The following is a 22357-nucleotide window of genomic DNA, read 5'->3' on the forward strand; positions in this document are numbered from 1 at the left end:
GGCTTGTCGTGGCGAGCGGGCTTGCCCCGCGCTGGGTGGCAAAGCCACCCCAACCCCCTCACCATGCTCCACCAGACACCCCGAGGTGGCAGGTTCTGGAGCTTGCTGCGCAACCCAGCGAGGGGCAGCCCCCTAACCACATTGATACAGAGTGAAACCATCCAGCACCGCTATGCTCCAACCTTGGCGAACGTCTTCTCTTTGTATGAGCAGGGTCCATGCAATTTTTATCCAATACCCATGGTTGTGACGGCTGGGGCGGTGAAATGGCCCAAAGGATTCGTGCCTTTGACTGGTCGAACACGGACCTGGGCTCGATTGACAGTTGGTCCACCAGCCTGACCTGTGCCGTGCAGATGCTCCTGGCCTCGCCGGTGCCGATGGTGATGCTCTGGGGGCGCGCCGGGTACATGATCTACAACGACAGTTACTCGGTGTTTGCCGGCGGCCGGCATCCGTCCCTGTTGGGCATGCCGGTGGAGCAGGGCTGGCCGGAAGTGGCCGACTTCAACCGGCATGTCATGAGCACCTGCCTGGCCGGCGGCACCTTGTCCTATCGCAACAAGGCCTTGACGCTGCTGCGCAATGGTCAACCCGAAGACTTGTGGCTGGACCTCTATTACAGCCCGGTAGCCGGTAACGACCAGCAGCCGGCCGGGGTGCTGGCGATTGTCGTGGAGACCACCGCGCACGTGCTGTCCGAGCGTTTGCGCCAGGAAGCCGAGGGTGCCTACCGTGTGGCGGACGAGCGTTTGCAACTGGCGCTCAATGCCGGGGCGTTGCTGGGCTCATTTGTCTGGGATGTGTTGCCGGATCGCCTGTCGGGAGACGAGCGTTTCGCCCGCACCCTGGGCCTGTCCATGGACGATGTGGAGCAGGGCCTGCCCATCGCCACCGCCACCGAGATCATCCATCCCGATGACCTGGCGCGGGTCAGCCGCCTGATCGCCCGCACCCTGGAAGCCGGCGGGTCATATAACGTCGAATTTCGCGTGCGCCGCCCTGACGCCAGCTATCTGTGGGTACTGGCCAGCGGGCGCTGCGAACTGGATGCGCAGGGGCAGCCGCTGCGCTTTCCCGGGGTGATCATTGATATCCATGTGCGCAAGATCGCGGAAGAGTCCCTGCTCAAGCTCACCCACAATCTGGAGCAGCGCGTCGCCGCCGAAGTCCAGGCGCGCTCGGCCGCCGAGGACCAGTTGCGCCAGTCGCAGAAGCTCGAGGCCATTGGCGGGCTGACGGGGGGCGTGGCCCATGACTTCAATAATCTGCTGCAGGTGATTGCCGGCAACCTGCACTTGCTGGCTCGCCATGAACGGGATAACCCCCAGGTACAACGGCGCGTCGGGGCTGCCCTGGCTGCCGTCGAACGCGGCGCCAAGCTGTCTTCGCAACTGCTGGCGTTTGCCCGGCGCCAGCCCCTGTCACCGGCGGTGTTCAACCCCCGGCGCATTTATGAAGGCCTGGGTGAGTTACTGCAGCGGGCACTGGGGGAAACCATCCAGATCGATGTGCAATTGCCGCAAGACCCGTGGTGCATCCATGTCGATCGCAATCAGCTGGAAAATGCCGTGCTCAACCTGGCGATCAATGCCCGGGATGCCATGAAGGGCGAGGGGGTGATCCGCATCACCGGTGAAAACATCACCTTGTCGCCCGAGGAGGGCAGCCGCAACGGGATTGCCCCCGGTGAATATGTGCGCCTGTCCGTCAGCGACACCGGGGCCGGCATGTCGCCGGCGGTGCTGCGGCGGGTCTTCGAGCCGTTCTTTACCACCAAGCCAGACGGTCACGGCACCGGCCTGGGCTTGAGCATGGTGTTTGGTTTCGTCAAGCAAAGTGGCGGGCATGTGCAGGTCAGCAGCGAGCCGGGCCAGGGCACCGTAGTGCAGATGTACTTCCCCCACAGCCTTGAGCCGGAAAGCGAGGAAACGCCTGCCCAGGTGGTGTTGCAGGAAGGCGGCCGCGAAACCATCCTGGTCGTGGAGGACAACCAAGGTGTACGTGCCGCGGCGGTGGAGTTGCTGCAACAGGCCGGCTACACGGTGCTCACTGCCGAGGACGGCGATGACGCGATGTTGATGCTGCGCACCGGTTTGCGGCCGGACCTGATCTTTACCGACGTGGTCATGCCGGGGCGGTTCAAAAGCACGGACCTGGCCGAGTGGGCCAAGGTACAACAGCCGCCCGTTGCTGTGTTGTTTACCTCCGGGCATACCCGCGACGTGCTTTCCAGCAATCACCAGTTGGGAGCCGATATTCACCTGCTGGGTAAACCCTATAGCCCTGATGCCCTCGCGCAGCGGGTACGCTCAGTACTCAATGCACGTAATTGAACGTTTGCCCCGGTTCCTGGCTCCACCGCAGGACCTGCCACCCTCAACAAGGTTGACCATGACTTCAGCGCGCCACTTGCCGCCAGGCACCAATCTTCTTGCCGCGCGCCCCGGTTTTGTCCGGGTGCGGGGCGCCCGTGAACATAACCTGCGCAATGTCGATGTGGACATCCCACGGGATGCCCTGGTGGTGTTCACCGGGGTGTCGGGGTCGGGCAAGTCGTCCCTGGCGTTTTCCACCCTGTATGCCGAGGCGCAGCGGCGCTATTTCGAGTCGGTGGCGCCCTATGCCAGGCGCCTGATCGACCAGGTGGGCGTGCCGGATGTGGACTCCATCGAAGGCTTGCCGCCCGCCGTGGCGTTGCAACAGCAGCGGGGTACGCCGAGCACGCGCTCGTCAGTGGGCAGCGTGACTACCTTGTCCAGTTTGATCCGCATGCTCTATTCCCGTGCCGGCAGCTATCCGCCGGGGCAGCCGATGCTGTACGCCGAGGACTTCTCGCCCAACCTGCCCCAGGGCGCCTGCCCGCAGTGCCACGGCCTGGGCCGCGTGTATGAAGTGACCGAGGCGCTGATGGTGCCCGATCCCTCCTTGACCATTCGCCAGCGTGCCGTGGCTTCCTGGCCACTGGCCTGGCAGGGGCAAAACCTGCGGGATATTCTCGTGACGCTGGGTTACGACGTCGATATCCCTTGGCGCGAGCTGCCGAAAAAACAGCGCGACTGGATCCTCTTCACCGAGGAAACACCCACGGTGCCGGTGTACGCCGGCTTGACCCCGGCGCAAACCCGCGACGCCCTCAAGCGCAAGCTCGAACCCAGTTACCAGGGCACCTTCAGCGGCGCCCGGCGCTACATCCTGCATACCTTCACCCACACCCAGAGCGCGCTGATGAAAAAGCGTGTCGCGCAATTCATGCAAGGCAGCCCGTGCCCCCTGTGCGAGGGCAAGCGCCTGAACAAGGCGGCGCTGTCGGTGAAGTTTGCTGGGGTGGATATTGGCGAGTTGTCGCAGCTATCGCTGTTGCAACTGGCGCAACTCCTGCGTCCGGTGGCCGAGGGCAAAGGGCGGGTAAAACTTTCGCTGGAAAAACGCCTGGCCGCCCAACGTATCGCCCAGGATTTACTGGAGCGGGTCAGCACCCTGACCGACCTGGGCCTGGGCTATCTGTCTCTGGAGCGCAGTACGCCGACCCTGTCCTCTGGGGAGTTGCAGCGCCTGCGCCTGGCGACGCAATTGGGCTCGCAGTTGTTCGGGGTGATCTACGTGCTGGATGAACCGTCGGCCGGTTTGCATCCGGCGGATGGCGAGGCCTTGTTCACCGCCCTTGAGCGCCTGAAAGCCGCCGGCAACTCGCTGTTTGTGGTGGAGCACGACCTGGAAACCATGCGCCGCGCCGACTGGCTGATCGACGTCGGGCCGGCTGCCGGCGAGCAGGGCGGCCAAGTGTTGTACAGCGGCCCACCGGCAGGCCTGGCACAGGTCCAAGCCTCACAGACCCGCGAATACCTGTTTGCCGAGCCGCAACCGCTGAACCCTTCGCGTCGTGCGCCGAGTGGCTGGCTCAGCCTGGAAGGGGTCAGCCGCAATAACCTCGACGAGGTGAGCGTGGACTTCCCCCTGGGTTGTTTTACGGCGGTGACGGGGATTTCGGGGTCGGGTAAATCCAGCCTGGTCAGCCAGGCACTGTTGGACCTGGTGGGTGAGGGGCTGGGGCGGGCGGTGGTCAGCGAGGATGAGCCCGACCTGCAAGACCCGGCACCGCAAACCAGCGGCGGGCGCATCCGCGCGGGCCTGGAACAGATCCGCCGCCTGGTACAGGTGGACCAGAAGCCCATCGGCCGCACCCCGCGCTCCAACCTCGCGACCTATACCGGCTTGTTCGATAACGTGCGCAAACTGTTCGCCGCCACCCCAGCCGCGAAAAAACACCACTACGATGCCGGGCAGTTCTCCTTCAACGTGGCCAAGGGTCGCTGCCCGAACTGCGAGGGCGAGGGTTTTGTCAGCGTCGAATTGCTGTTTATGCCCAGCGTCTACGCCCCTTGCCCCACCTGCCACGGCGCGCGCTATAACCCCCAGACCCTGGCGATTACCTGGCAGGGCCTGAACATTGCCCAGGTACTGGGCCTGACCGTCGAACAGGCGGTGGACGTGTTCGCCGAACAGCCGGGCATACTGCGTGCGTTGCAGGTCCTGCGCGACATCGGCCTGGGCTACCTGCGCCTGGGCCAGCCGGCCACCGAACTGTCCGGCGGCGAGGCCCAGCGGATCAAACTGGCCACCGAACTGCAACGCACCGCGCGGGGCGCAACCCTGTACGTCCTCGACGAGCCTACCACCGGCCTGCACCCCCGTGACGTTGACCGCCTGCTACTGCAACTCAACCATCTGGTGGACGCCGGTCACACAGTGATTGTGGTCGAACACGAAATGCGCGTGGTGGCCCAGAGCGACTGGGTCATCGACATCGGCCCAGGCGCCGGCGACCAGGGCGGCCAAGTCGTCGCCAGCGGCACGCCCCAACACGTCGCCCAAAGCAAAACCAGCCGCACCGCACCGTTCCTCGCACGCGAGCTGGGCCCGGGGAATTGACCTTGGGCATGACAAGAGGCCCATGGATGGGCTAGCTTCAAGGTGTACCAGTCATTGATTAACTTGCGGAGGTACTTCATGCCAGTGAAACATGATCTTTATCAGGATTTGGGGTTGAGCAAGGACGTCGTCGACAAACGCCGGGCAGAGAACCCTCACCTGAACGCGTTGCTTGATAAATACAAGACTGTCGATGAACTGGTGTTGAGCGCCGAAAAAGCAGCCGGCAACGATGATGAATTGAAGAAGCTGAAGGAGAGGCGCTTGTTGATCAAGGATGAAATTTCCCAGTTGCTTTGATCCGCGAAGTGAAGCCAGTCAAGGGAGCGAGGAGATCGCGCCTTTGACTGCTTAAGGTTTACGATGGCTGCGGCAATTTTTTACGTTTTATTGGGAGCCAAGCCGGAAACTTCATAGATCAGCAAGCACAGCAATACCCCGAAAGCTGCCAGAAACACCATCATGGTGCCTGCGGATATAGATTGTTTGTAAAAGGTCAGTGCAACTATCAGTTGTGTGCAAGGTAGTATGAATTGAAAGGCCGCTGTTGTGGAAAGCGGCAGTTTTCTTACTGCATACGCGAATAAGACTAGAGGTGTAACGGATATGCATCCGGCCAAGAGAATCAGCCATTGCGAGTGACTTGTAACGTTTTTGGGCAAGGTAAATGTCCAGATGCCTGCTGCCCAACCTAGCACTATGCAAATACTCAAAAAAATAGTTTCTACTAGCAGACCATTTATAGCCGTTAGCGGGGTAGCCTTTTTTAGGCAAGTGTATGCGCCCCACGTAGAAGCAATTAATAAATAAACCCAATGCTTGAGTTCGTTGCTGTAGATAATGAGCAGGATCACCAAGCTAACTAATATAAGGAGTGTCAGTGCTTGAGTGAGTTTGAGAGGCTCATGGTAAATAAATAAACCTATGCCGATGGACAGGGCGGGCGCTAGCAAATACCCGAAGCCGCTTTCCAGAATGTGCCCATTTATAGAGGCCCATATAAAAGCACCCCAGTTTATAGCGAGTAGTAGAGATGCTACGCAATGCAGAAATAGCGTTTTCAGGTCTAAAAGTCTTAAGTTACTGAGGTTTCTGCTTGCAACAATCACCATGATTACGGTGGCTAGTGATATGAGTACCCGATAGGTAACCAGTGTTTGGGGGGTGAGTTCTCCCAGTTCTCGCCAATAGAGGGACGACGCGCCCAGCAGGATGTTTGCTGTAGCGCCGCAAAAGAATGCCCAAGTGTAAGTGGCTGAATGGGAAAGTTGAGGCATGAGCTGATGGATTGTTCAGAGTGTCTCTTCAGCATTGTATCGAGTGGGATGTATGGCAAACCGAGGGTGTCCCAAATCAATGTAGTACTTTTCCGCTACGTCACACTCCTCGTCGCGAGCCTGCTCGGGGAGTCTCCATATTTCTTCAGAATTGCCACAAGGACAGCCACCCCTGCACTGCCTATTATCCCAACCGTTCGCCCGACCCTGGGGCACGTTGACTGCGCATGGATTGCGTTGTGGTGTCGGGCGAACTCTACTCTCTAGGTGCGCAGCGCCTGCAGGCAGGCGTCGATCGAGCGCTGCTGGGTGTCGGCGTACAGCTGCAACTCATCAATGGTCTGGCGGCCCAGGGCCTGTTCGAATTCGGCCTGGTTGGCGTTGGCCGCGTAGTGACTCTGCGCCGCATCGCCCAGGTTCGACTGGAAAATCCCCGCCGCGCTGACCGGCAGAAAATCCTCATACACCAACGGTTCGATTGCCACGTAACCGGCCTCAAGCAGTGCGTCCAGATTGGGGAGCGGGCTCTTATCGGCTGCGCGGCCCTTGTCGGTCAGGAAGTAGCGAAAGAACGCCAACCCCTGCTCGCGCATGGCCCGGTGGTTATCCGGGAATGCCTGGAAGTGCTGCTCCATCAGTTCGGTGTAGCGCCGGGCGTTGGCCTCATTGGGGAAGGCGCCCAGTTCATCCCGGGCGGCGTTGAGCAACTGGTCGTAGAGTGCCCGGCCTTTGGGCGTCAAGGCCACGCCACGTTGTTCGATTTCGCCAAAGCGTGCGCTGTGGCTGCCCGTGGCATCGGTAAAGGCGATGGCTTCGTCGAGGGCCTTGAAGCTGGTCTGGCGCAGCAGGATCGGGCATTGGCGGCGGGGTGGGCCTTCGATCACGGCCTTGGGGGTGATGCCTTTGCCGGGCATGTCGGCTTGTACGCGGTCGATGTCCAGGGTGCGTGGGGTCAGGTGATTGATGTGCGGGCCCTTGAAGGCCACCACATCGGCAATCAGCCGGTGCTGGGCGCTGAGTTGTTGGTATTGGGCGGCGCTGACGGTGGCTGTGTGGTGCCAGCGAAAGGTTTCCAGGGCTTGCTGGATAAAGGCCTGGGCATCGTTGGCATTCAGGCCACCGTCGGCTTCGGCCTGTTCGATCAGGGCCAGCGCCCGTGGGGTGAAGATCGAGCGCTTGCCCAGGGCGGCTTCGGCAAAGGCCCGCAGTTCAAGGTTTTCGATCAGTTCCAGGCGCAGCAGCGAGGTGAAGACCCGGAACGGGCTGGTCTGCAAGGCGCTTTCATGCACTGCGCGAAAGGCCGTGGAATGCACTGGCACGCCGGCCGGGGTGAGGTCGTAGTAGCCCACCGGGTGCATGCCCATCACCGCAAACAGGCGACTGATGGTTGCCAGTTCAAGGGCAGTGCCCAGGCGGATGGCGCCGTGGCGCTCCATGTCCAGGCGCTGGATTTCACCGGTGCGCTGCAGTTGCCGCGCCAGGTCGGGATCGCTCGCCAGCACCCGGGCATTGGTGTCGGCCACCAACTCCAGCAGCGCGCCATACAGCGGCACTTCCTCGCGGTACATGTCGGACATGGCCTTGGAGAAGTCTTTGCGGATGTCGTCGGGGCTGATATGGCGCGGGGTAGGCATAGAAAAAATCCTGGCTGCGATAACGGTGGTATGGGCCGTGAGCCAGATTTTGTTGGGCGTTGCCCGTGGGTGCAAATGAAGATTCCTCTGGACTTCATTCTGCAAATGAATGAGTTCCACTGCGGGAACCGGTACAAACAAAAATCCCGCCTGGGCAGGCGGGATTGGTCAACCCAGGTTGCCCTGGATCAGGCCGGGAACAGTTCGCTCAGCTTCATCGCCAGCATCATGTCGCCTTCGGTGCGCAGTTTGCCGCCCATGAAGGCCTGCATGCCGTCGGTGGAACCGTCGACGATGCCTTTCATGGTGTCGCCGTCCATGACCAGGGTCACTTGGGCGTCAGGGTTTTCGCCTTCCAGCAGTTCGCAGGTGTTGTTTTTAACCACCAGCGAGAAGTTCTGGGTGTCGTCGATACGGAAACCGAACACCAGGTCCAGGCCGTCGGCGGCGCCTGGGTTGAATTTGGCTTTCATTGCTTCTACGGCTTTAGCTACGTCAGTCATGGTTCGATCCTTTTATGGGTGGTGCCAGTGACCTTGGGGTCACGGTTGGCCGCAATTCATCGGAAAGTGATGAGCTGCGGCGCCTTCAACAGTTGCAAGTGGGTATGGCTGTTGAAGGAAGCCAGTGCCACCTCGCGTCCACGGAACTTCAAGTGGTTGAGCGAGGTGTTGACAATCTGCCAGTTCAGCTCGAAAGCCTGGGCGGCAGGTATGCGGGTAATCAGGTGGAGCAGGGCGGTGATGGTGCCGCCAGAGGTAAATACCGCGATCTTGTGGGAGTTGTCCGCCGCCTCTAGCAGACGCTGCAAGCCACCCCGGACCCGTTCGACAAACCCCAACCAGCTTTCCAGGCCGGGCGTGTCGTAGGTCCCGCTCAGCCAGCGCTCGATGATCAGGGCGAAGATCCGCTGGAACTCGCTACGGTTGTGTGGCGCGTTGCGCAGGATCTCCAGGGCTTCGGGCTCGCTGTCGAGCAAATCCGGGAGCAGGGCGCGGATGATCGCGTCGGCATCGAATTCGTTGAAGGCGCTGTCGATTTCCAGGGGCGGCACCGGCAAGCCTTGGGCGCCGATGGACTCGAACGCGGCGTTGGCGGTGTGCTGCTGGCGGCGCAGGTCGCCCGACACGCAGCGGTCGAACATCAGGCCCAGATCCGCCAGGTGGCTGCCCAGTACCTGTGCCTGCTGCACACCGACGGGCGACAGGACGTCATAGTCGTCTGCACCGAAGGAGGCCTGGCCATGTCGAATCAAATAGATGCTGCCCACGTCCGTTCACCCGGTACGTTGAAAGTCTGGCGAGGTTATGAGGATGCCGGGAAGCTGTCAATGAAAAAACATACGCTTGTTTTAAAAGCTCGTTAGAGGCCCGTTTCAAGGGGTTTCAGCTCTGGCTCACCGGCAGTCCCATCGGTATGCTGGGGCAATCCGCGCCTGGCGCACCGTATCTGTAAGGAGTCCCATGGAGTTTTTGGCTGAGTATGCAAGTTTTCTGGCTAAAACCGTCACGTTGGTCGTCGCCATCCTGGTGGTGCTGATCAGTTTCGCGGCGTTGCGCAGCAAGGGCCGGCGCAGGAATGCCGGGCAGTTGCAGGTCAGCAAGCTCAACGATTTCTACAAAGGCCTGCGCGAGCGCCTGGAGCAGACCCTGCTCGACAAGGATCAGCTCAAGGCCCTGCGCAAGTCCCAGGGCAAGGCCGAGAAAAAACACAAGAAAACCCCCGAGTCCAAGCCACGGGTGTTTGTCCTGGATTTTGACGGCGACATCAAGGCCTCGGCCACCGAGAGCCTGCGTCATGAAATCACCGCACTGCTGAGCCTGGCGACGCCCAAGGACGAGGTGGTGCTGCGCCTGGAAAGCGGCGGTGGCATGGTCCACAGCTATGGCCTGGCCTCGTCGCAATTGGCACGCATCCGCGAGGCGGGCGTGCCGTTGACGGTGTGCATCGACAAGGTTGCGGCCAGCGGCGGCTACATGATGGCGTGCATCGGCGAGAAGATCATCAGTGCACCGTTTGCGATCCTCGGTTCGATTGGCGTGGTAGCCCAGTTGCCCAACGTCAACCGCCTGCTGAAAAAGCACGATATCGACTTCGAAGTGCTGACCGCTGGCGAGTACAAGCGCACCCTGACGGTGTTTGGCGAAAACACCGAGAAAGGCCGGGAGAAGTTCCAGGAAGACCTGGATATCACCCACCAACTGTTCAAGAACTTCGTCTCGCGCTATCGCCCGCAACTGGCGATTGATGACGTGGCCACCGGCGAAGTCTGGCTGGGCGTCGCAGCGCTGGACAAGCAATTGGTGGACGCCCTGCAGACCAGCGACGAATACCTGGCGACCAAGGCCAAGACCGCCGAACTGTTCCACCTGCACTATGCCGAGCGCAAAAGCCTGCAGGAGCGGGTGGGCCTGGCGGCCAGTGGCTCGGTGGACCGGGTACTGCTGACCTGGTGGAGCCGCCTGACCCAGCAGCGCTTCTGGTAACACGGCCCGCCTGGAGCCGGGCCCGCCTCTGTAGGAGCGAGCTTGCTCGCGAAGAACTCAAGACCAACGCGGTCATCCAACAAACCCGCGTTACCGTTGACGACCTTCGCGAGCAAGCTCGCTCCTACAAGGTGTGGGAATCGGATGCCTCATCAGCAGGCCCACCACCAGCGCCCCCAGCAGGCTCAACACTCCCGCCACCCACAATACCCGGCCAAACCCACCGACAAACGCCTGCCAGGCCAAAGGTTGCACTTGCCCTTGCGCCGATTCCGGCAGCAGCGCCATGGCCGCAGGCATGTCCCCGGCCACCACCCGCGAGGCAATCCCCGGTACCTGAGCCTGCCATTGCGCGCCAAGGCTGGCTTGCAGCAGATGCTCGCTATGGCTGGCCAGCAGTGCCCCGTACACCCCGATCGCCAACATGATCGCGCTGAAACGCATGGTGGTACTCATGCCCGAGGCCATGCCCGCCCGGTCCCTCGGCACGCAGGCCATGATGTTTTTCTGGGTATCGCCATTAAGCAGCCCGGCACCGGCGCCGGTCACTGCAATTGCCAGGGCGAACGGTAGATAACCGCCGACACTCACGGCCCAGGCACTGAGCAGGTTGCCGCTGCCCACCAAGGCCAGCCCGGCCGCCATCAGGGTGGCCGGGGCAAAGCGGCTGGCCAGGCGTGCGCCGATACGTGGGCAGATCAGCATGGTCAGGGCAAACGGCAGCATCCCCAAGCCCGAGGCAATCGCAGAAAACCCCAGGCCGTTCTGCAGGTAAAACGGCAGCAGCGTCATCATTACCTGGGCACAGCCGGCATAGGCAAACATCCCCAGCAACGCGCCGATAAACCGTGGGTGCTGGAACAGTTGCAGGTCCACCATCGGTCGGTGTTGCAAGCGCTCCACCCACACAAACAGGCCCAGCAGGAACGCGCCGCCAAGCAGTCGCGCAGAGGTCAACGGGTTGTCCCAGCCGATCCGGTTGGCTTCGATCAGGCCCCAGATCAGGCATAGCAGGCTGGCGCTGAAGGTCAGGCTGCCCCAAGGGTCGAGGCGCGCCGATTGGCTGTCGCGCGATTCCGGTATGGCATGCAGGACCAGCGCCAGTAACGCCAGGCCCACCGGCAGGTTGAGGTAGAAAATCCAGCGCCAGCCCAGGTAGTGGGTAATCAGGCCGCCGAGGGTCGGCGCGGCGGTCATCGCCACGCCCATGCAGGCGCCCCAGAAGGCCCAGGCCTTGGCCCGTTCCAGTTCGTCGTGAAAGGCGTGGCCGATGGACGCCAGGGCTGATGTCAGCAGTAACGCCGCACCGACACCTTTGACGGCGCGGGCGATATCCAGCAGCAGCACGTTGGGGGCGGCGCCACAGCCCAGGGAGGCGAGGATAAAAATAACCAGGCCACAGAGCAGGGTTTTCTTGCGACCAAAGCGGTCGGCAATGCTCCCGGCCGGCAACAGCAGGGCGGCGAACGCCAGCATATACGCGCTGACCACCCATTCGATATCGGCAAAATTGGCCCCCAGGTCGCGGGCGATAGTCGGCAGGGTCACGGCGACGATATTGGTATCGAGGACAATCAGCGAGCAGACCCCCGAGGCGGTCAACAAGGTAAGGCGTGGGCTGACCTGGCTCATGGCATGATTACCTGGCAGGCAACAGGCAAGCTGGATTTGACGGGCATCGTAGCGACTCTCTACTGTGGGCGTCCTGTCAGCTTAACGTCGGCGCCCAGTGGTTCTGTTAGCCGAGGCGAAGCACATCATTACCTTTGAGCTAATCCTGCAATGGAAATACGTCATTTCCGCTACTTCCTGGCCGTTGCCCGGCACCGCAACTTCACACGTGCCGCCGAGCAGTTGGATATTGCCCCACCCACCTTGAGCCGGCAGATCCAGGATATGGAGCGCACCCTGGGCACCCGTCTGTTTATCCGGCGTCAGCGTGACGTCAGCCTGACCGAGGCGGGTACCGCGCTGCTGGCCGAAGCCGAGGCCACCGTGCGCCAGTTCGAGTTTGCCCAGCGCAATGCCCAGCGCGCCGGGCGTGGCGAAATCGGCCATATCGAATTGGGTTATGTGGCATCGGCGGTGTATTCGGGGGTGCTGCAACGCCAGGTGCAGGCGTTTTGCGCAGAGTTTGCCGATGTGAGCCTCAGCGTGCGGGAAAGCCCCATGGCCCTGTTGCCGGGGCTGGTGGCCGAAGGGCGCTACGACATTGGCTACATTCGCTCACCGATGACCTTGCCCGACGGTGTGGAGGCGCTACGCCTGGGCAGCGAAGGTTTTGTCCTGGCGCTGCCCCAGGGCTCGTGGCTGCTGGGCTTGAAGGCGATCACCTGCGAGCATTTGCAGAACGAGACCTTCATCCTGCCCGAACAGATCAGCGGCACCTTGCAGGTGGCCGCGCAAGGCGGGTATGCCCCGCGCCTGGGGCCCCAGCCGGGAGGCCTGGTGGCGGTGATTGCCCTGGTGTCGCTGGGGCAGGGGGTGGCGGTGGTGCCGGAATCGGTGGTGGGGCATGTCAGCCTGCCGGGCGTGCAGTACCGCCACATCCAGGGCAGCGATGCGTCGTCGTGGCTGTCGCTGATTTACCGGCGCTTTGAAAAGGCCCCGGCCGTGGCGCGGTATATCCAGCACATCAAACACAACCCCACCCTGTAGGAGCCGGCAAGCTGGCCCCTACAGGGCCAGGCGGGGTTGGATCGAGTCTGCCAGTTGCGTGAGGATCAGGCAGCAGGACACCGCCCCGGCGTCCAGCACCCCCAGCGACCGTTCGCCCAGGCGGCTGGCCCGGCCGATCTTGGCCACCAGGTCCTTGGTCGAGTCGCGGCCCTGGGAGGCTGCACTTTTCATCGCCTCAAGGGCATCACCGAAGGAGGCGCCCCCTGCCTGTGCCTGTTCAAACGTCTCCACCGCGGGAATCAAGGTGTCCATCAAACACTTGTCGCCCACGCCGGCTTCGGTGATGTCCTGCAACGAGGTCAGGCCGCCGCGCAGTAAATGGGCGAAGGTGGCGCCATCGATGTCTTCGCAGCCGCGTACTTCGTCGGCCATGCCGATAAACAGGCTGCCATACAGCGGGCCCATGGAGCCGCCGATGCCTTCCATCAGGCTCAGGGTCAGTTCATCCAGGGCCTCGGCCAGGGTCAACTGCCGGCCCTCAATGGTGCGGCCACAATGGGCGAAGCCCTTGGCCATATTGATGCCGTGGTCACCATCGCCAATCGCGCCGTCGACCGCGCTGAGGTATTCACGGTTGGCGACGATCACGCTCACCAGGTCAGCGACAATCGCGCTGCCGTCGTGGGTAGAGAAATGCTGGCTCATGGTTTACTCCGCCTGGGTCATGCCGATGGAGCGGCAAGGTTGGTCGATCAGGGTTTTCAGTTCGGCATCCAGGCCCAGCAGGGTCAGGGTCACGCCCATCATTTCCAGGGAGGTGAAGTAGTTGCCGACGTAGCAGCGATGGATCTTCAGGCCCTTGGCCTTGAGCTGGCTTTCGACTTCGGCGTAGAAAATGTACAGCTCCATCACCGGCGTCGCGCCCAGGCCCGAGACCAGCACCACCACGCTGTCATCCTGGCTGAAATCCCGATCCGCGAGGATCGGTGCCAGCATGCGCGTGGCCATGGCAGCGGCGGACTCGATCGGAATCACTTCGATGCCGGGTTCGCCGTGGTGGCCGATACCCAATTCCATCTGGCCATCGGGGATCTGGAAGTTCGGCTTGCCCACGGCCGCAATGGTGCAGGGCGTCAGGCCGATACCGATCGAGCGGCAGTGATCGACGGCCTTCTGCGCGACGCGGATCACCCCATCCAGGTCATAGTGTTGGGCGGCGGCGGCACCGCCGATTTTCCACATAAAGATTTCCCCGGCCACCCCGCGCCGCTTGGCGATATCGGCCTTGGGCGCCGACGCCACGTCATCGTTGGCGACTACGGTGCGGATCTGCATATCTTTGCTGGCGGCCATTTTCATCGCCAGCTTCACGTTCATATTGTCGCCGGCATAGTTGCCGTACAGGCAGGCCACGCCCGCGCCGTGATCGGCGGCGCGGAAGGCATCGAAGAAGCTTTTGGCGGTGGGCGAAGAGAAAATTTCGCCGACGGCCACGGCGTCCACCAGGCCGGGCCCCACGTAGCCGAGAAACGCCGGCTCATGGCCGGAGCCACCGCCGGTGACGATGCCCACGCAGCCTTGTCTGGACGGCTTGGCCTTGCTGATGACGCGGGGGTTGGTTTCGCTTTGGCGCAGCTCGGGATGGGCGACCAGAATGCCGCGCAGCATGTCCTCGACCACTTGGTCCGGATCGTTGATGACTCGATTCATAACGCGGGTTCCTGTTCTTGTTGTGGGCAACTAACTGTAGGAGCGAGCTTGCTCGCGAAAAACGTTAACGCTAACGCGGGCTACCTGGATGAGTGCGTCGCCCTCAGGTTTTTCGCGAGCAAGCTCGCTCCTACAGTAAAAAGCGGTTGGGGGGTTTTAGGGTTCGAGCACAACCTTCAAGGACTTGTCCCCGCGCTCCATCACCGCAAACGCTTCCTTGAAATCCGCCAACGCAAACTTGTGGGTCACTACGTCGCGCATGTCGATCTTGCGCTTGCCGATAAAGTCGATGGCCCGTGGGTACATGTAGGGCCCCAGGTGCGAACCCAGCACGTCCAGTTCCTTGCGGTCGCCAATGATCGACCAATCTACCGTGGCCTCGTCGTTGAATACGCTGAATTCGACAAAGCGCCCCAGCTTGCGCAGCATCGCCAGGCCCTGGTTCACCGCCTTGTGGTGCCCGGTGGCTTCGATGTAAATGTCGCAGCCATAACCGTCGGTGATTTCGCGGATTTTCGCCAGTACATCGACCTCGGCCGGGTTCCACACCTCGTCTGCACCCATGCGCAGGGCCAGTTCGGCGCGTTCGGGTTTCATGTCGAGCACGATCAGGCGTTTGGGGTTGCGCATGCGCACCGCGCCGATGATCCCCAGGCCCAGGGTGCCGGCGCCGGCCACCACCACCACATCGTCGAAATCCACATTGGCCCGTTCCGCCGCGTGCAGCGAGCAGGCTAGGGGTTCGATCAGGATCGCCTCGTCCGGCGCGATGGAGTCCGGCACTTGGTGGATGATGCCTTCCTTGGTGAAAATCATGTATTGGGCCATGGCGCCCTGGACGTTGTTCTGGAAGCCGTAGAGGTCGTGTTTCTGGCACATCCAGTACTGGCCGTGGTTGCAGAAGCGGCAGCCCCAGCAGGGCACGATCTGCTCGGAAATCACCCGGTCGCCAACCTTCACCCCACGCTTCTCGGCGCCGGGGCCCAGAGCGACCACGCGGCACACAAACTCATGCCCGGGAATCATCGGCGGCTTGACGTAGCGCGGCTGCTCGGCGTCGCCCCAGAACGATGGCGCGCCGCGATAGGTCTTGATATCGCCCATGCAGATGCCGCACAGCTCGACCTTGGTCAGAATCTCGTCGGGGCCGGGGGTGGGCACGTCGACGGTTTCCAGGCGATAGTCTTCCGGACCATGGCAGACCACGGCCTGCATGGTCTTGGGGATCACCGGGTGGAGTTGTTCGGCGGTACGTTCGGTAGCGGTGGACATGACAAACCTCACGACGAATAGATGGGTTACTGAATGCTGTAGCCGCCGTCGATCACCATATTGGCGCCGGTGATCATCTGGGCGGCATCGCTGAGCAGGTACAACGCCAGCCCGGCGATTTCATCGGGCTGGGCAAAACGGCCCGCCGGGATCTGCAATTTGGCCCGTTCGCCCACTTCGCCTGCCCAGGCTTTCTTGCCCAGGGCAGTCTCGACAATGGTGGGGGAGATGGCATTTACATTGATGTGCGGTGCCCATTCCATGGCCAGGACCTTGGTCATGCCGACAATCGCAGCCTTGCTCGCGCAATACGCCACATGTCGATCCAGGCCGATCACCGCTGCCTGGGACGCCAGGTTGACGATGCGCCCGCTGCCCTGGGCCAGCATGTATTTGGCACAGGCCTGGGCCACGAAGAAGCTGGCCTTGAGGTTGATGTCCAGGGTGATGTCCCAGGCGTTTTCGCTGACGTCGATGGCCTTGTCCAGCATCACCACGCCGGCGCTGTTGACCAGGTAGTCCAGGCGCTTGAAGTGCGCGAACACGTAGTCGATGCTGCTCTGCACCTGGTCGAGTTGGCGCAGGTCGACGGCAAGGCCGATATGCCCGGCGCCGAGGCTGGCGGCCACTTCAACCACGGCCGGATCGCGGTCGAGCAAGGCCACGCGGGCACCACGCTCCACCAGCAGGCTGGCGCACGCCAGACCAATCCCCGCCGCCCCGCCGGTGATCACGGCGCAACGGCCGCTGAGGTCGAAGGCTTGGTTCCAGAATCCAGACATTGGTTTAACTCCATTCTCAAAAACAGTGCAGATCAAATGTGGGAGCTGGCTTGCCTGCGATAGCAGCGACTGGGTAACCCTGATACACCGAGGTGCTCGCATCGCAGGCAAGCCAGCTCCCACACTGGGCTGTATTGCACATCAATATTTACTTGTTGCCACTGACCTGCTGGTACAGCGCATCCGCATTTGCATTGGTCACCGGCACCCACGGCAGGATGTAGTTCTTGGCAGTGCCGTCGCCCCAGGTCACGTCCTTGGCATAGCGCTCCCAGATCACCGACTTGGGCGTGTAGTCCTTGCCGGCCAATTGGCGCAGGGCCACATCTAGTGCGCCCTGGGATTGGGCCTGGGCGTCTTGCAGGAAGGTGGTGACTTCATCTTTTTTTGCCGCCTGGATCGCATCGGGCATGCCGTCGATGGAGGTGACGGGCACGTCCTTGGACGTCAGGCCATGGGACTTGAGGGCCTGCACGGCGCCGAGGGCCATGTCGTCGTTTTGCGCGATCACCCCGTTGATGCCTTTGGGGTGGGCGTTCAGCCAATCTTCAGTCAGGGTCAGGGCCTGGGCGCGGTCCCAGTTGGCGGTCTTTTTCTCGATGATCTTGATCCCGGGGTGCTTGCCCAGTACTTCCAGTTCGCCCTTTTCCCGATCGATCTGCGCCGACTGGCCAATCGGCCCCTGGATGATCACCACATTGCCCTTGCCCTGGAGTTTGTCGACCATGGCCTGGGCCTGCAGGCGCCCGCCCTCGACATCATCGTTGCCCACGTACGGCACGCTGGCATCGGCGACCTTGGTGTTGGAGGCAATCACCACCACATCGTTGGACATCGCCTGCTTCACGGTGCCAACGCCGGCCTTGGTGTCGATGGGCACGAAGAGGATCGCGTCGTAGCGCTGGGTCACCATGTTTTCGATCTGGTTGTTCTGGGTCAGGGCGTCATAGTTGCCGTCGAAGACGGTCAGCTGCACGGTGCCGTCCTTGACCGCCGGGTGTTCTTTCAGCTCGCGTACCCAGTTCTGCATGAACTGGCCCTTGAGGCCGTACACGGCAGCGCCGACTTTGTAGGTCTTGCCATCGGCGGCCAGGGTGATGCTGCTGGCGAGCAGGGTGAGGGCCGCAACGGCGGCAAATGATGTAGCGACTTTCATGATGAGAACTCCGTTTATTGTTGTGGTCGTTCAGTTCGTTCAGAGGAAAAGCGACTAGCGTTTTTTCTTGCGCCACACGTCAATCAACACCGCGAGCACGATGATCAGGCCCTTGGCGACCTGCTGGTAATAGGAGGACACGCCGAGCAGGTTCAGGCCGTTGTTGATCACCCCGATCAGCAGGGCGCCGAACAGCGTGCCGACGATGGTGCCGACGCCGCCCGACAGGCTGGTGCCGCCGATCACCACCGCGGCAATCGCATCCAGCTCATAAGACATGCCGGCCTGGGGCAGGGCCGAGGTGGTACGCGCAGACAGCACCACGCCTGCCAGGCCGGCGAGCAAGCCCGAGACCACGTATACCGAGAACGTCACCTTGCGCACGCCGATTCCCGAGGTGCGCGCGCTTTTTTCATTGCCGCCCACCGCGTACACATAGCGCCCGTAAGTGGTGTAGCGCAGCACCATCCAGAAAATCAGCGCAACCACGGCAAAGATGATGATCGGCACGCCAATCGGCCCCAGCTTGCCGATGCCCAGGGCCAGGTAGGCGTCCGGCAGGTCGGTGACCGGGCTGCCGTCGTTGAGGATGAAGGTCATGCCTCGGGCAATGCTGAGCATGCCCAGGGTGGCGACAAAGGGCGGGATCGACAGGTTGGCCACCATAAAGCCGTTGACCACCCCCAGCATCGCCCCGGCAAACATCCCGGCGCTGACGGCGGCGAGCAGGCCGTAGCCCTGGGTCGCGACCAGTGCGCTGCACAGGCCGGCGAAGGCGAGGATCGAGCCCACCGAGAGGTCGATGCCCTTGGTCAGGATCACATAGGTCATGCCCACCGCAAGGATGCCGTTGATCGAGGTCTGGCGCAGGATGTCCATCCAGTTGCGCCAGGTCATGAAGTATTCGCTGGAGAACGCCATGACCACGCACAGCAGGATAAACACCAGCGGCAGGCCAAAGCGGTCGAGGGAAAGCCGCAGGCGGCTGCGCGCGGGGGTGGTCAGCGGGGCGGTAATGGTTTTGGCATTCATGAGGCAAGACTCAACAAGGCTTCCTGGGAAAGGGCGGTGTCGCTGCTGATAGTCACCAGCCGGCCACCCTTGAAGACGGCGATACGGTCGCTCAGGTGCAGCAGCTCCGGGGCTTCCGACGACACCACGATGGCCGCACCACCGGCGCGCACGAACTGGTCCAGCAAGTGATAGATCTCTTGCTTGGCGCCTTCATCGATGCCCCGGGTCGGCTCATCGCACAGCAGGCACACCGGTTGGGTCGACAGACATTTGGCAAGCACCACCTTCTGCTGATTGCCGCCGCTCATGGACGCCACTGGCAGGTCCAGGGAAGTGGTCTTGATCTGCAGGCGCTTGACCATGTCTTCGGCCAGTTGGTTTTCCTTGCGCGCATTGATCAGCGACCAGCTCGACAGCTGCTTGTACGCCGATAACGCGATGTTCGAGAGGATGCTGGAGCTGAGCACCAGGCCGCTTTCCTTGCGGTCTTCGGTGACCAGCGACATGCCGGCGCGGATGGTCGCCTTGGGCAGGCCGATGGGCATCGGTTTGCCTTGCAGGGTAACGCTGCCGGCATCCGGGGTGGTCAGGCCGTAAATGCAATTGAGGAACTCGCTGCGCCCCGAGCCCATCAGCCCATAGATGCCGAGGATTTCGCCCTGGCGCAATTGCAGGCTGATGTCCTGGAACTCGCCGCTGCGGCTCAGGCCCTGGACGTCCAGGCAGCACTCGGCGGCGCTTTCGCGGCCGACCTTGTGGTCGATGCGCGTCAATTCCTGGCCGACGATGCCGCGCACCAGGTGGGCGCGGTCGATATCGGCCATGCGCCCGCTTTCGACGAAGGCGCCATCGCGGAAGATGCTGTAGTCGTCGGCAATCTGCGCCAGTTCGCTGAGGCGATGGGACACATACACGATCCCGGCGCCCCGCGCGGTGAGGCGGCGGATGGCCTTGAACAGGGTTTCGGCTTCGCGCTCGCCAATGGCGGAGGTGGGCTCGTCCATGATCATCACCTGGCAGTCATGGCTGAACGCCTTGGCGATCTCTACCAACTGGATCTGCGCCACGCTCAAGCGATGCATGGGCGCGGTAGCCTCGACGTCGAACTCCAGGCTTTCCAGCAGTTCGCGGGTGCGTCGGTTCAGCGCCTTGCTGTCGACAATGCAGCCGGCGCGCCGTGGTTCGCGGCCCAGCCAGATGTTTTCGGCGACGGTCATGTAGGGGATCGGTTCCAGCTCCTGGGTGATCATCGCGACACCCGCCGCCAGCGCTTCACTGGGGCGATGGAAATGCACAGGGGCGCCATTGAGCAGGATGCTGCCGGCGTCACGCTGGGTGATGCCCATCAAAATACTGAGGAACGTGGATTTGCCGGCGCCGTTGCCGCCGCACAGGGCATGCACACTGCCGGCCCGCAGCGAGAGGCGGCCGTCACGCAGGGCAGGGATGCCGGCGTAGGCCTTGGCGACGTGTTCAGCCTGGAGCAGTAATGGCGTAGCCATCGGCGTGTCCTCGTGCTGTGAATTCTTATTAGGTACACAGTCGTGTTGCTGCGTGAGCATATGTGTATCAAATGAAATTCTGATCAGTCAATCTCTTTCATTGAAAACTTGTAATTGCCTGCTCTTTCTTAATTCGTGGCGTTTTAGAGGGGTTTGACTGGCAGGTCAGTTAAATCGTGCTTGACAGTTGTCGGGGAATATCCGAGAAATGGCTGATCGAAATTTCACTGAGTGATCATATGATCAGTCTTAAATTTCACCACGGCAGCGGAGCCTAATGCCATGAACACACCTTTCCCGGTGGCTATCGGATGTGATGAAGCAGGTTTTGAGCTCAAGGAGCTGTTGAAGCGCCATATCGAGGCGCTGGGGTATCCGGTGACCGACTTTGGCACCCACTCCACGGCCCCGGTGCTCTACCCGGATATTGCGCTGGCGGTGGCCACGGCCATCAACGCCGGGCAGCAGCGCCTGGGCGTGCTGGTGTGTGGCACGGGCATCGGCATGGCCATCTCGGCCAATAAGGTGCTGGGGATTCGCGCGGCCCAGGCCCACGACACCTATTCGGCAGAACGGGCGCGCAAGAGCAACGATGCGCAGATTTTGTCCATCGGTGCGCGGGTGGTGGGTGCGGAGCTGGCCAAGAGCATCGTCACCGCGTTTCTGGCCTCGGAGTTCGAGGCGGCGCGGTCCGGGGCCAAGGTCGAGCGCATCAATGCCATTGAGCGTGATGGGCATCAGTAGTGGACGTAGCGGGGCAAGAGTCGGGAGAATGCGCCTTTGACGCCGAAACGGAAGCCCGTCCCCATGAGTGACAGCACCCTGCGCACCGCCAGCGATATCGATCTGATGACCGAAGTGGCGATGCTCTATTACCTTGAGAACGTCACTCAGGAAGCCATCGCCAAGCGGTTCGACCTGTCCCGGGCCAAAGTCAGCCGGCTGCTCAAGCGTGCGCGCGATGAAGGGATTGTCGAAGTGCGGGTGTTGCAGCATCCGGCAATGAACAATGAACTGGAGCAGGCGCTGGTGGAGCGCTTCCAGTTGGACCGTGCGTTGATCGCGGTCGATCACAGCGACGCAGACACCCAGCGCTCCGCCGTGGCCAGCCTGGTGGCCAACTACCTGAACAAGACCCTGGGCGACGGGATGATCGTCGCCGTGGGCATGGGCCGCAATGTGGGAGCGGTGGCCGATAATGTGTTTTTGCCGGTGACGCGCAACTGCACGTTTGTCTGCGCCATTGGCGGTTCGCTCAAGGCTGGCGAATACATGAACCCCGACCACATCTGCCGACGCCTGGCCCTGCGCTTTGGCGGTGAAAGCGAAAGCCTGTACGCCCCGGCGCTGGTGGCCAACCCGGAACTGCGCAGCGTGCTGATCAGCAACGACACCGTACGCTCCACCCTCGACCGTGCACGGCGGGCCGACATGGCGCTGATCGGCATCGGTGACATGAGCGAAAACAGCAATATGGTGCGCATGGGCTGGTTCTCACCCCAGGAAATCGCCCAGGCGCGTTTGTCCGGCACCGTGGGCGACATGATGGGCTACGACTTTATCGACATCCATGGCCAGCCGGCGGTCAACGCCATTCAAGGGCGGGTGATCGGCTTGACGGTACAGGAGCTGTTCCGTATTCCAGATGTAGTGGCAATCGCCAGTGAAAACACCAAGGCGGCGGCGACGCTGGGGGCGCTGCGCTCGGGGGTGATCAATACTCTGGCAACCACGGTAACGAATGCCCACACCATCCTGGCGTTGGATGACGCAACCCGCAAAACCTGACCCGCTCGCTCATGGAGCTGGCTTGTGTGGGAGCTGGCTTGCCTGCGATAGCATCACCGCAGCGTGACGGATACATCGAGGGGCGTGCATCGCAAGCCGGCTCCTACAGGGGTTTGCGGGGTGCTTTTACAGATCTTGTAATAGTTTTAAATTGTAGGAAGTTTGTATTTCGGCTGTAGGATTAA

General features: G+C 61.8%; 19 protein-coding genes. 7 read left to right on the forward strand and 12 right to left on the reverse strand.

Features of this window, described 5'->3' with window-relative positions; all coding sequences use genetic code 11:
• The first annotated feature begins 218 nt into the window (after positions 1 to 218).
• From BHC62_RS21610 to BHC62_RS21620, 3 genes are all read left to right on the forward strand, one after another.
• Positions 219 to 2336 (forward strand): PAS domain-containing hybrid sensor histidine kinase/response regulator, encoded by a 2118-nt coding sequence (locus BHC62_RS21610; protein WP_070996098.1) that lies wholly within the window; start codon positions 219 to 221, stop codon positions 2334 to 2336.
• A gap of 58 nt (positions 2337 to 2394) precedes the next feature.
• Positions 2395 to 4932: an excinuclease ABC subunit UvrA gene (locus tag BHC62_RS21615; RefSeq protein ID WP_070996099.1), complete on the forward strand. Its 2538-nt coding sequence runs from the start codon at positions 2395 to 2397 to the stop codon at positions 4930 to 4932.
• A 78-nt stretch (positions 4933 to 5010) separates the two neighbouring features.
• A complete protein-coding gene (locus BHC62_RS21620; protein WP_029293687.1) occupies positions 5011 to 5232 on the forward strand; it encodes a YdcH family protein in 222 nt (73 codons plus the stop codon).
• Positions 5233 to 5312: 80 nt separating this feature from the next.
• On the opposite strand, the gene BHC62_RS21625 is transcribed toward BHC62_RS21620, so the two are convergent.
• From BHC62_RS21625 to BHC62_RS21640, 4 genes are all read right to left on the reverse strand, one after another.
• Positions 5313 to 6209, reverse strand: coding sequence for an EamA family transporter (locus BHC62_RS21625; RefSeq protein WP_070996100.1), 897 nt, complete (start codon positions 6207 to 6209; stop codon positions 5313 to 5315).
• 263 nt (positions 6210 to 6472) lie between these two features.
• The gene (locus BHC62_RS21630) at positions 6473 to 7843 is read right to left on the reverse strand and encodes a VOC family protein (protein ID WP_070996101.1); all 1371 of its coding nucleotides are present in this window, start codon (positions 7841 to 7843) and stop codon (positions 6473 to 6475) included.
• 188 nt (positions 7844 to 8031) lie between these two features.
• Positions 8032 to 8346, reverse strand: coding sequence for an SCP2 sterol-binding domain-containing protein (locus BHC62_RS21635; protein ID WP_029293699.1), 315 nt, complete (start codon positions 8344 to 8346; stop codon positions 8032 to 8034).
• 56 nt (positions 8347 to 8402) lie between these two features.
• Positions 8403 to 9113 (reverse strand): histidine phosphatase family protein, encoded by a 711-nt coding sequence (locus tag BHC62_RS21640; RefSeq protein WP_029293701.1) that lies wholly within the window; start codon positions 9111 to 9113, stop codon positions 8403 to 8405.
• A 193-nt stretch (positions 9114 to 9306) separates the two neighbouring features.
• Here BHC62_RS21640 and sohB point away from each other — a divergent pair, with 193 nt between their 5' ends.
• Complete coding sequence (gene sohB / locus BHC62_RS21645) at positions 9307 to 10329, forward strand: protease SohB (RefSeq protein WP_070996102.1); 1023 nt, start codon at positions 9307 to 9309, stop codon at positions 10327 to 10329.
• A gap of 90 nt (positions 10330 to 10419) precedes the next feature.
• Here the strand turns inward: sohB and BHC62_RS21650 are convergent, their stop codons facing one another.
• Positions 10420 to 11961 (reverse strand): MFS transporter, encoded by a 1542-nt coding sequence (locus tag BHC62_RS21650; RefSeq protein WP_070996103.1) that lies wholly within the window; start codon positions 11959 to 11961, stop codon positions 10420 to 10422.
• A gap of 150 nt (positions 11962 to 12111) precedes the next feature.
• Here BHC62_RS21650 and BHC62_RS21655 point away from each other — a divergent pair, with 150 nt between their 5' ends.
• Positions 12112 to 12987, forward strand: a complete 876-nt coding sequence (locus BHC62_RS21655; RefSeq protein WP_070996104.1) for a LysR family transcriptional regulator — start codon at positions 12112 to 12114, stop codon at positions 12985 to 12987.
• 18 nt (positions 12988 to 13005) lie between these two features.
• Here the strand turns inward: BHC62_RS21655 and dhaL are convergent, their stop codons facing one another.
• From dhaL to BHC62_RS21690, 7 genes are all read right to left on the reverse strand, one after another.
• Complete coding sequence (gene dhaL, locus BHC62_RS21660; protein WP_070996105.1) at positions 13006 to 13653, reverse strand: dihydroxyacetone kinase subunit DhaL; 648 nt, start codon at positions 13651 to 13653, stop codon at positions 13006 to 13008.
• A 3-nt stretch (positions 13654 to 13656) separates the two neighbouring features.
• Positions 13657 to 14658 (reverse strand): dihydroxyacetone kinase subunit DhaK, encoded by a 1002-nt coding sequence (locus BHC62_RS21665; RefSeq protein WP_070996106.1) that lies wholly within the window; start codon positions 14656 to 14658, stop codon positions 13657 to 13659.
• A 156-nt stretch (positions 14659 to 14814) separates the two neighbouring features.
• A complete protein-coding gene (locus BHC62_RS21670; RefSeq protein ID WP_029293713.1) occupies positions 14815 to 15930 on the reverse strand; it encodes a zinc-binding dehydrogenase in 1116 nt (371 codons plus the stop codon).
• Positions 15931 to 15956: 26 nt separating this feature from the next.
• Positions 15957 to 16712, reverse strand: a complete 756-nt coding sequence (locus BHC62_RS21675; protein ID WP_029293715.1) for an SDR family oxidoreductase — start codon at positions 16710 to 16712, stop codon at positions 15957 to 15959.
• A gap of 148 nt (positions 16713 to 16860) precedes the next feature.
• Positions 16861 to 17868 (reverse strand): substrate-binding domain-containing protein, encoded by a 1008-nt coding sequence (locus BHC62_RS21680; protein ID WP_070996107.1) that lies wholly within the window; start codon positions 17866 to 17868, stop codon positions 16861 to 16863.
• A gap of 54 nt (positions 17869 to 17922) precedes the next feature.
• Positions 17923 to 18900 (reverse strand): ABC transporter permease, encoded by a 978-nt coding sequence (locus BHC62_RS21685; protein WP_029293719.1) that lies wholly within the window; start codon positions 18898 to 18900, stop codon positions 17923 to 17925.
• Entirely contained in the window at positions 18897 to 20384 is a 1488-nt protein-coding gene (locus BHC62_RS21690; protein WP_029293721.1) for a sugar ABC transporter ATP-binding protein, read from the reverse strand. The genes BHC62_RS21685 and BHC62_RS21690 overlap by 4 nt, the downstream gene beginning before the upstream one ends.
• Positions 20385 to 20666: 282 nt before the next feature.
• Between BHC62_RS21690 and rpiB the strand changes: the two genes are divergently transcribed.
• Together rpiB and BHC62_RS21700 are read left to right on the forward strand one after the other, a co-directional pair.
• A complete protein-coding gene (gene rpiB / locus BHC62_RS21695; RefSeq protein ID WP_029293723.1) occupies positions 20667 to 21128 on the forward strand; it encodes a ribose 5-phosphate isomerase B in 462 nt (153 codons plus the stop codon).
• 63 nt (positions 21129 to 21191) lie between these two features.
• Complete coding sequence (locus BHC62_RS21700) at positions 21192 to 22172, forward strand: sugar-binding transcriptional regulator (RefSeq protein WP_029293725.1); 981 nt, start codon at positions 21192 to 21194, stop codon at positions 22170 to 22172.
• The last annotated feature ends 185 nt before the right edge of the window (positions 22173 to 22357 follow it).

The organism is Pseudomonas sp. 06C 126 (assembly GCF_001855215.1).
Classification (GTDB): domain Bacteria; phylum Pseudomonadota; class Gammaproteobacteria; order Pseudomonadales; family Pseudomonadaceae; genus Aquipseudomonas; species Aquipseudomonas proteolytica.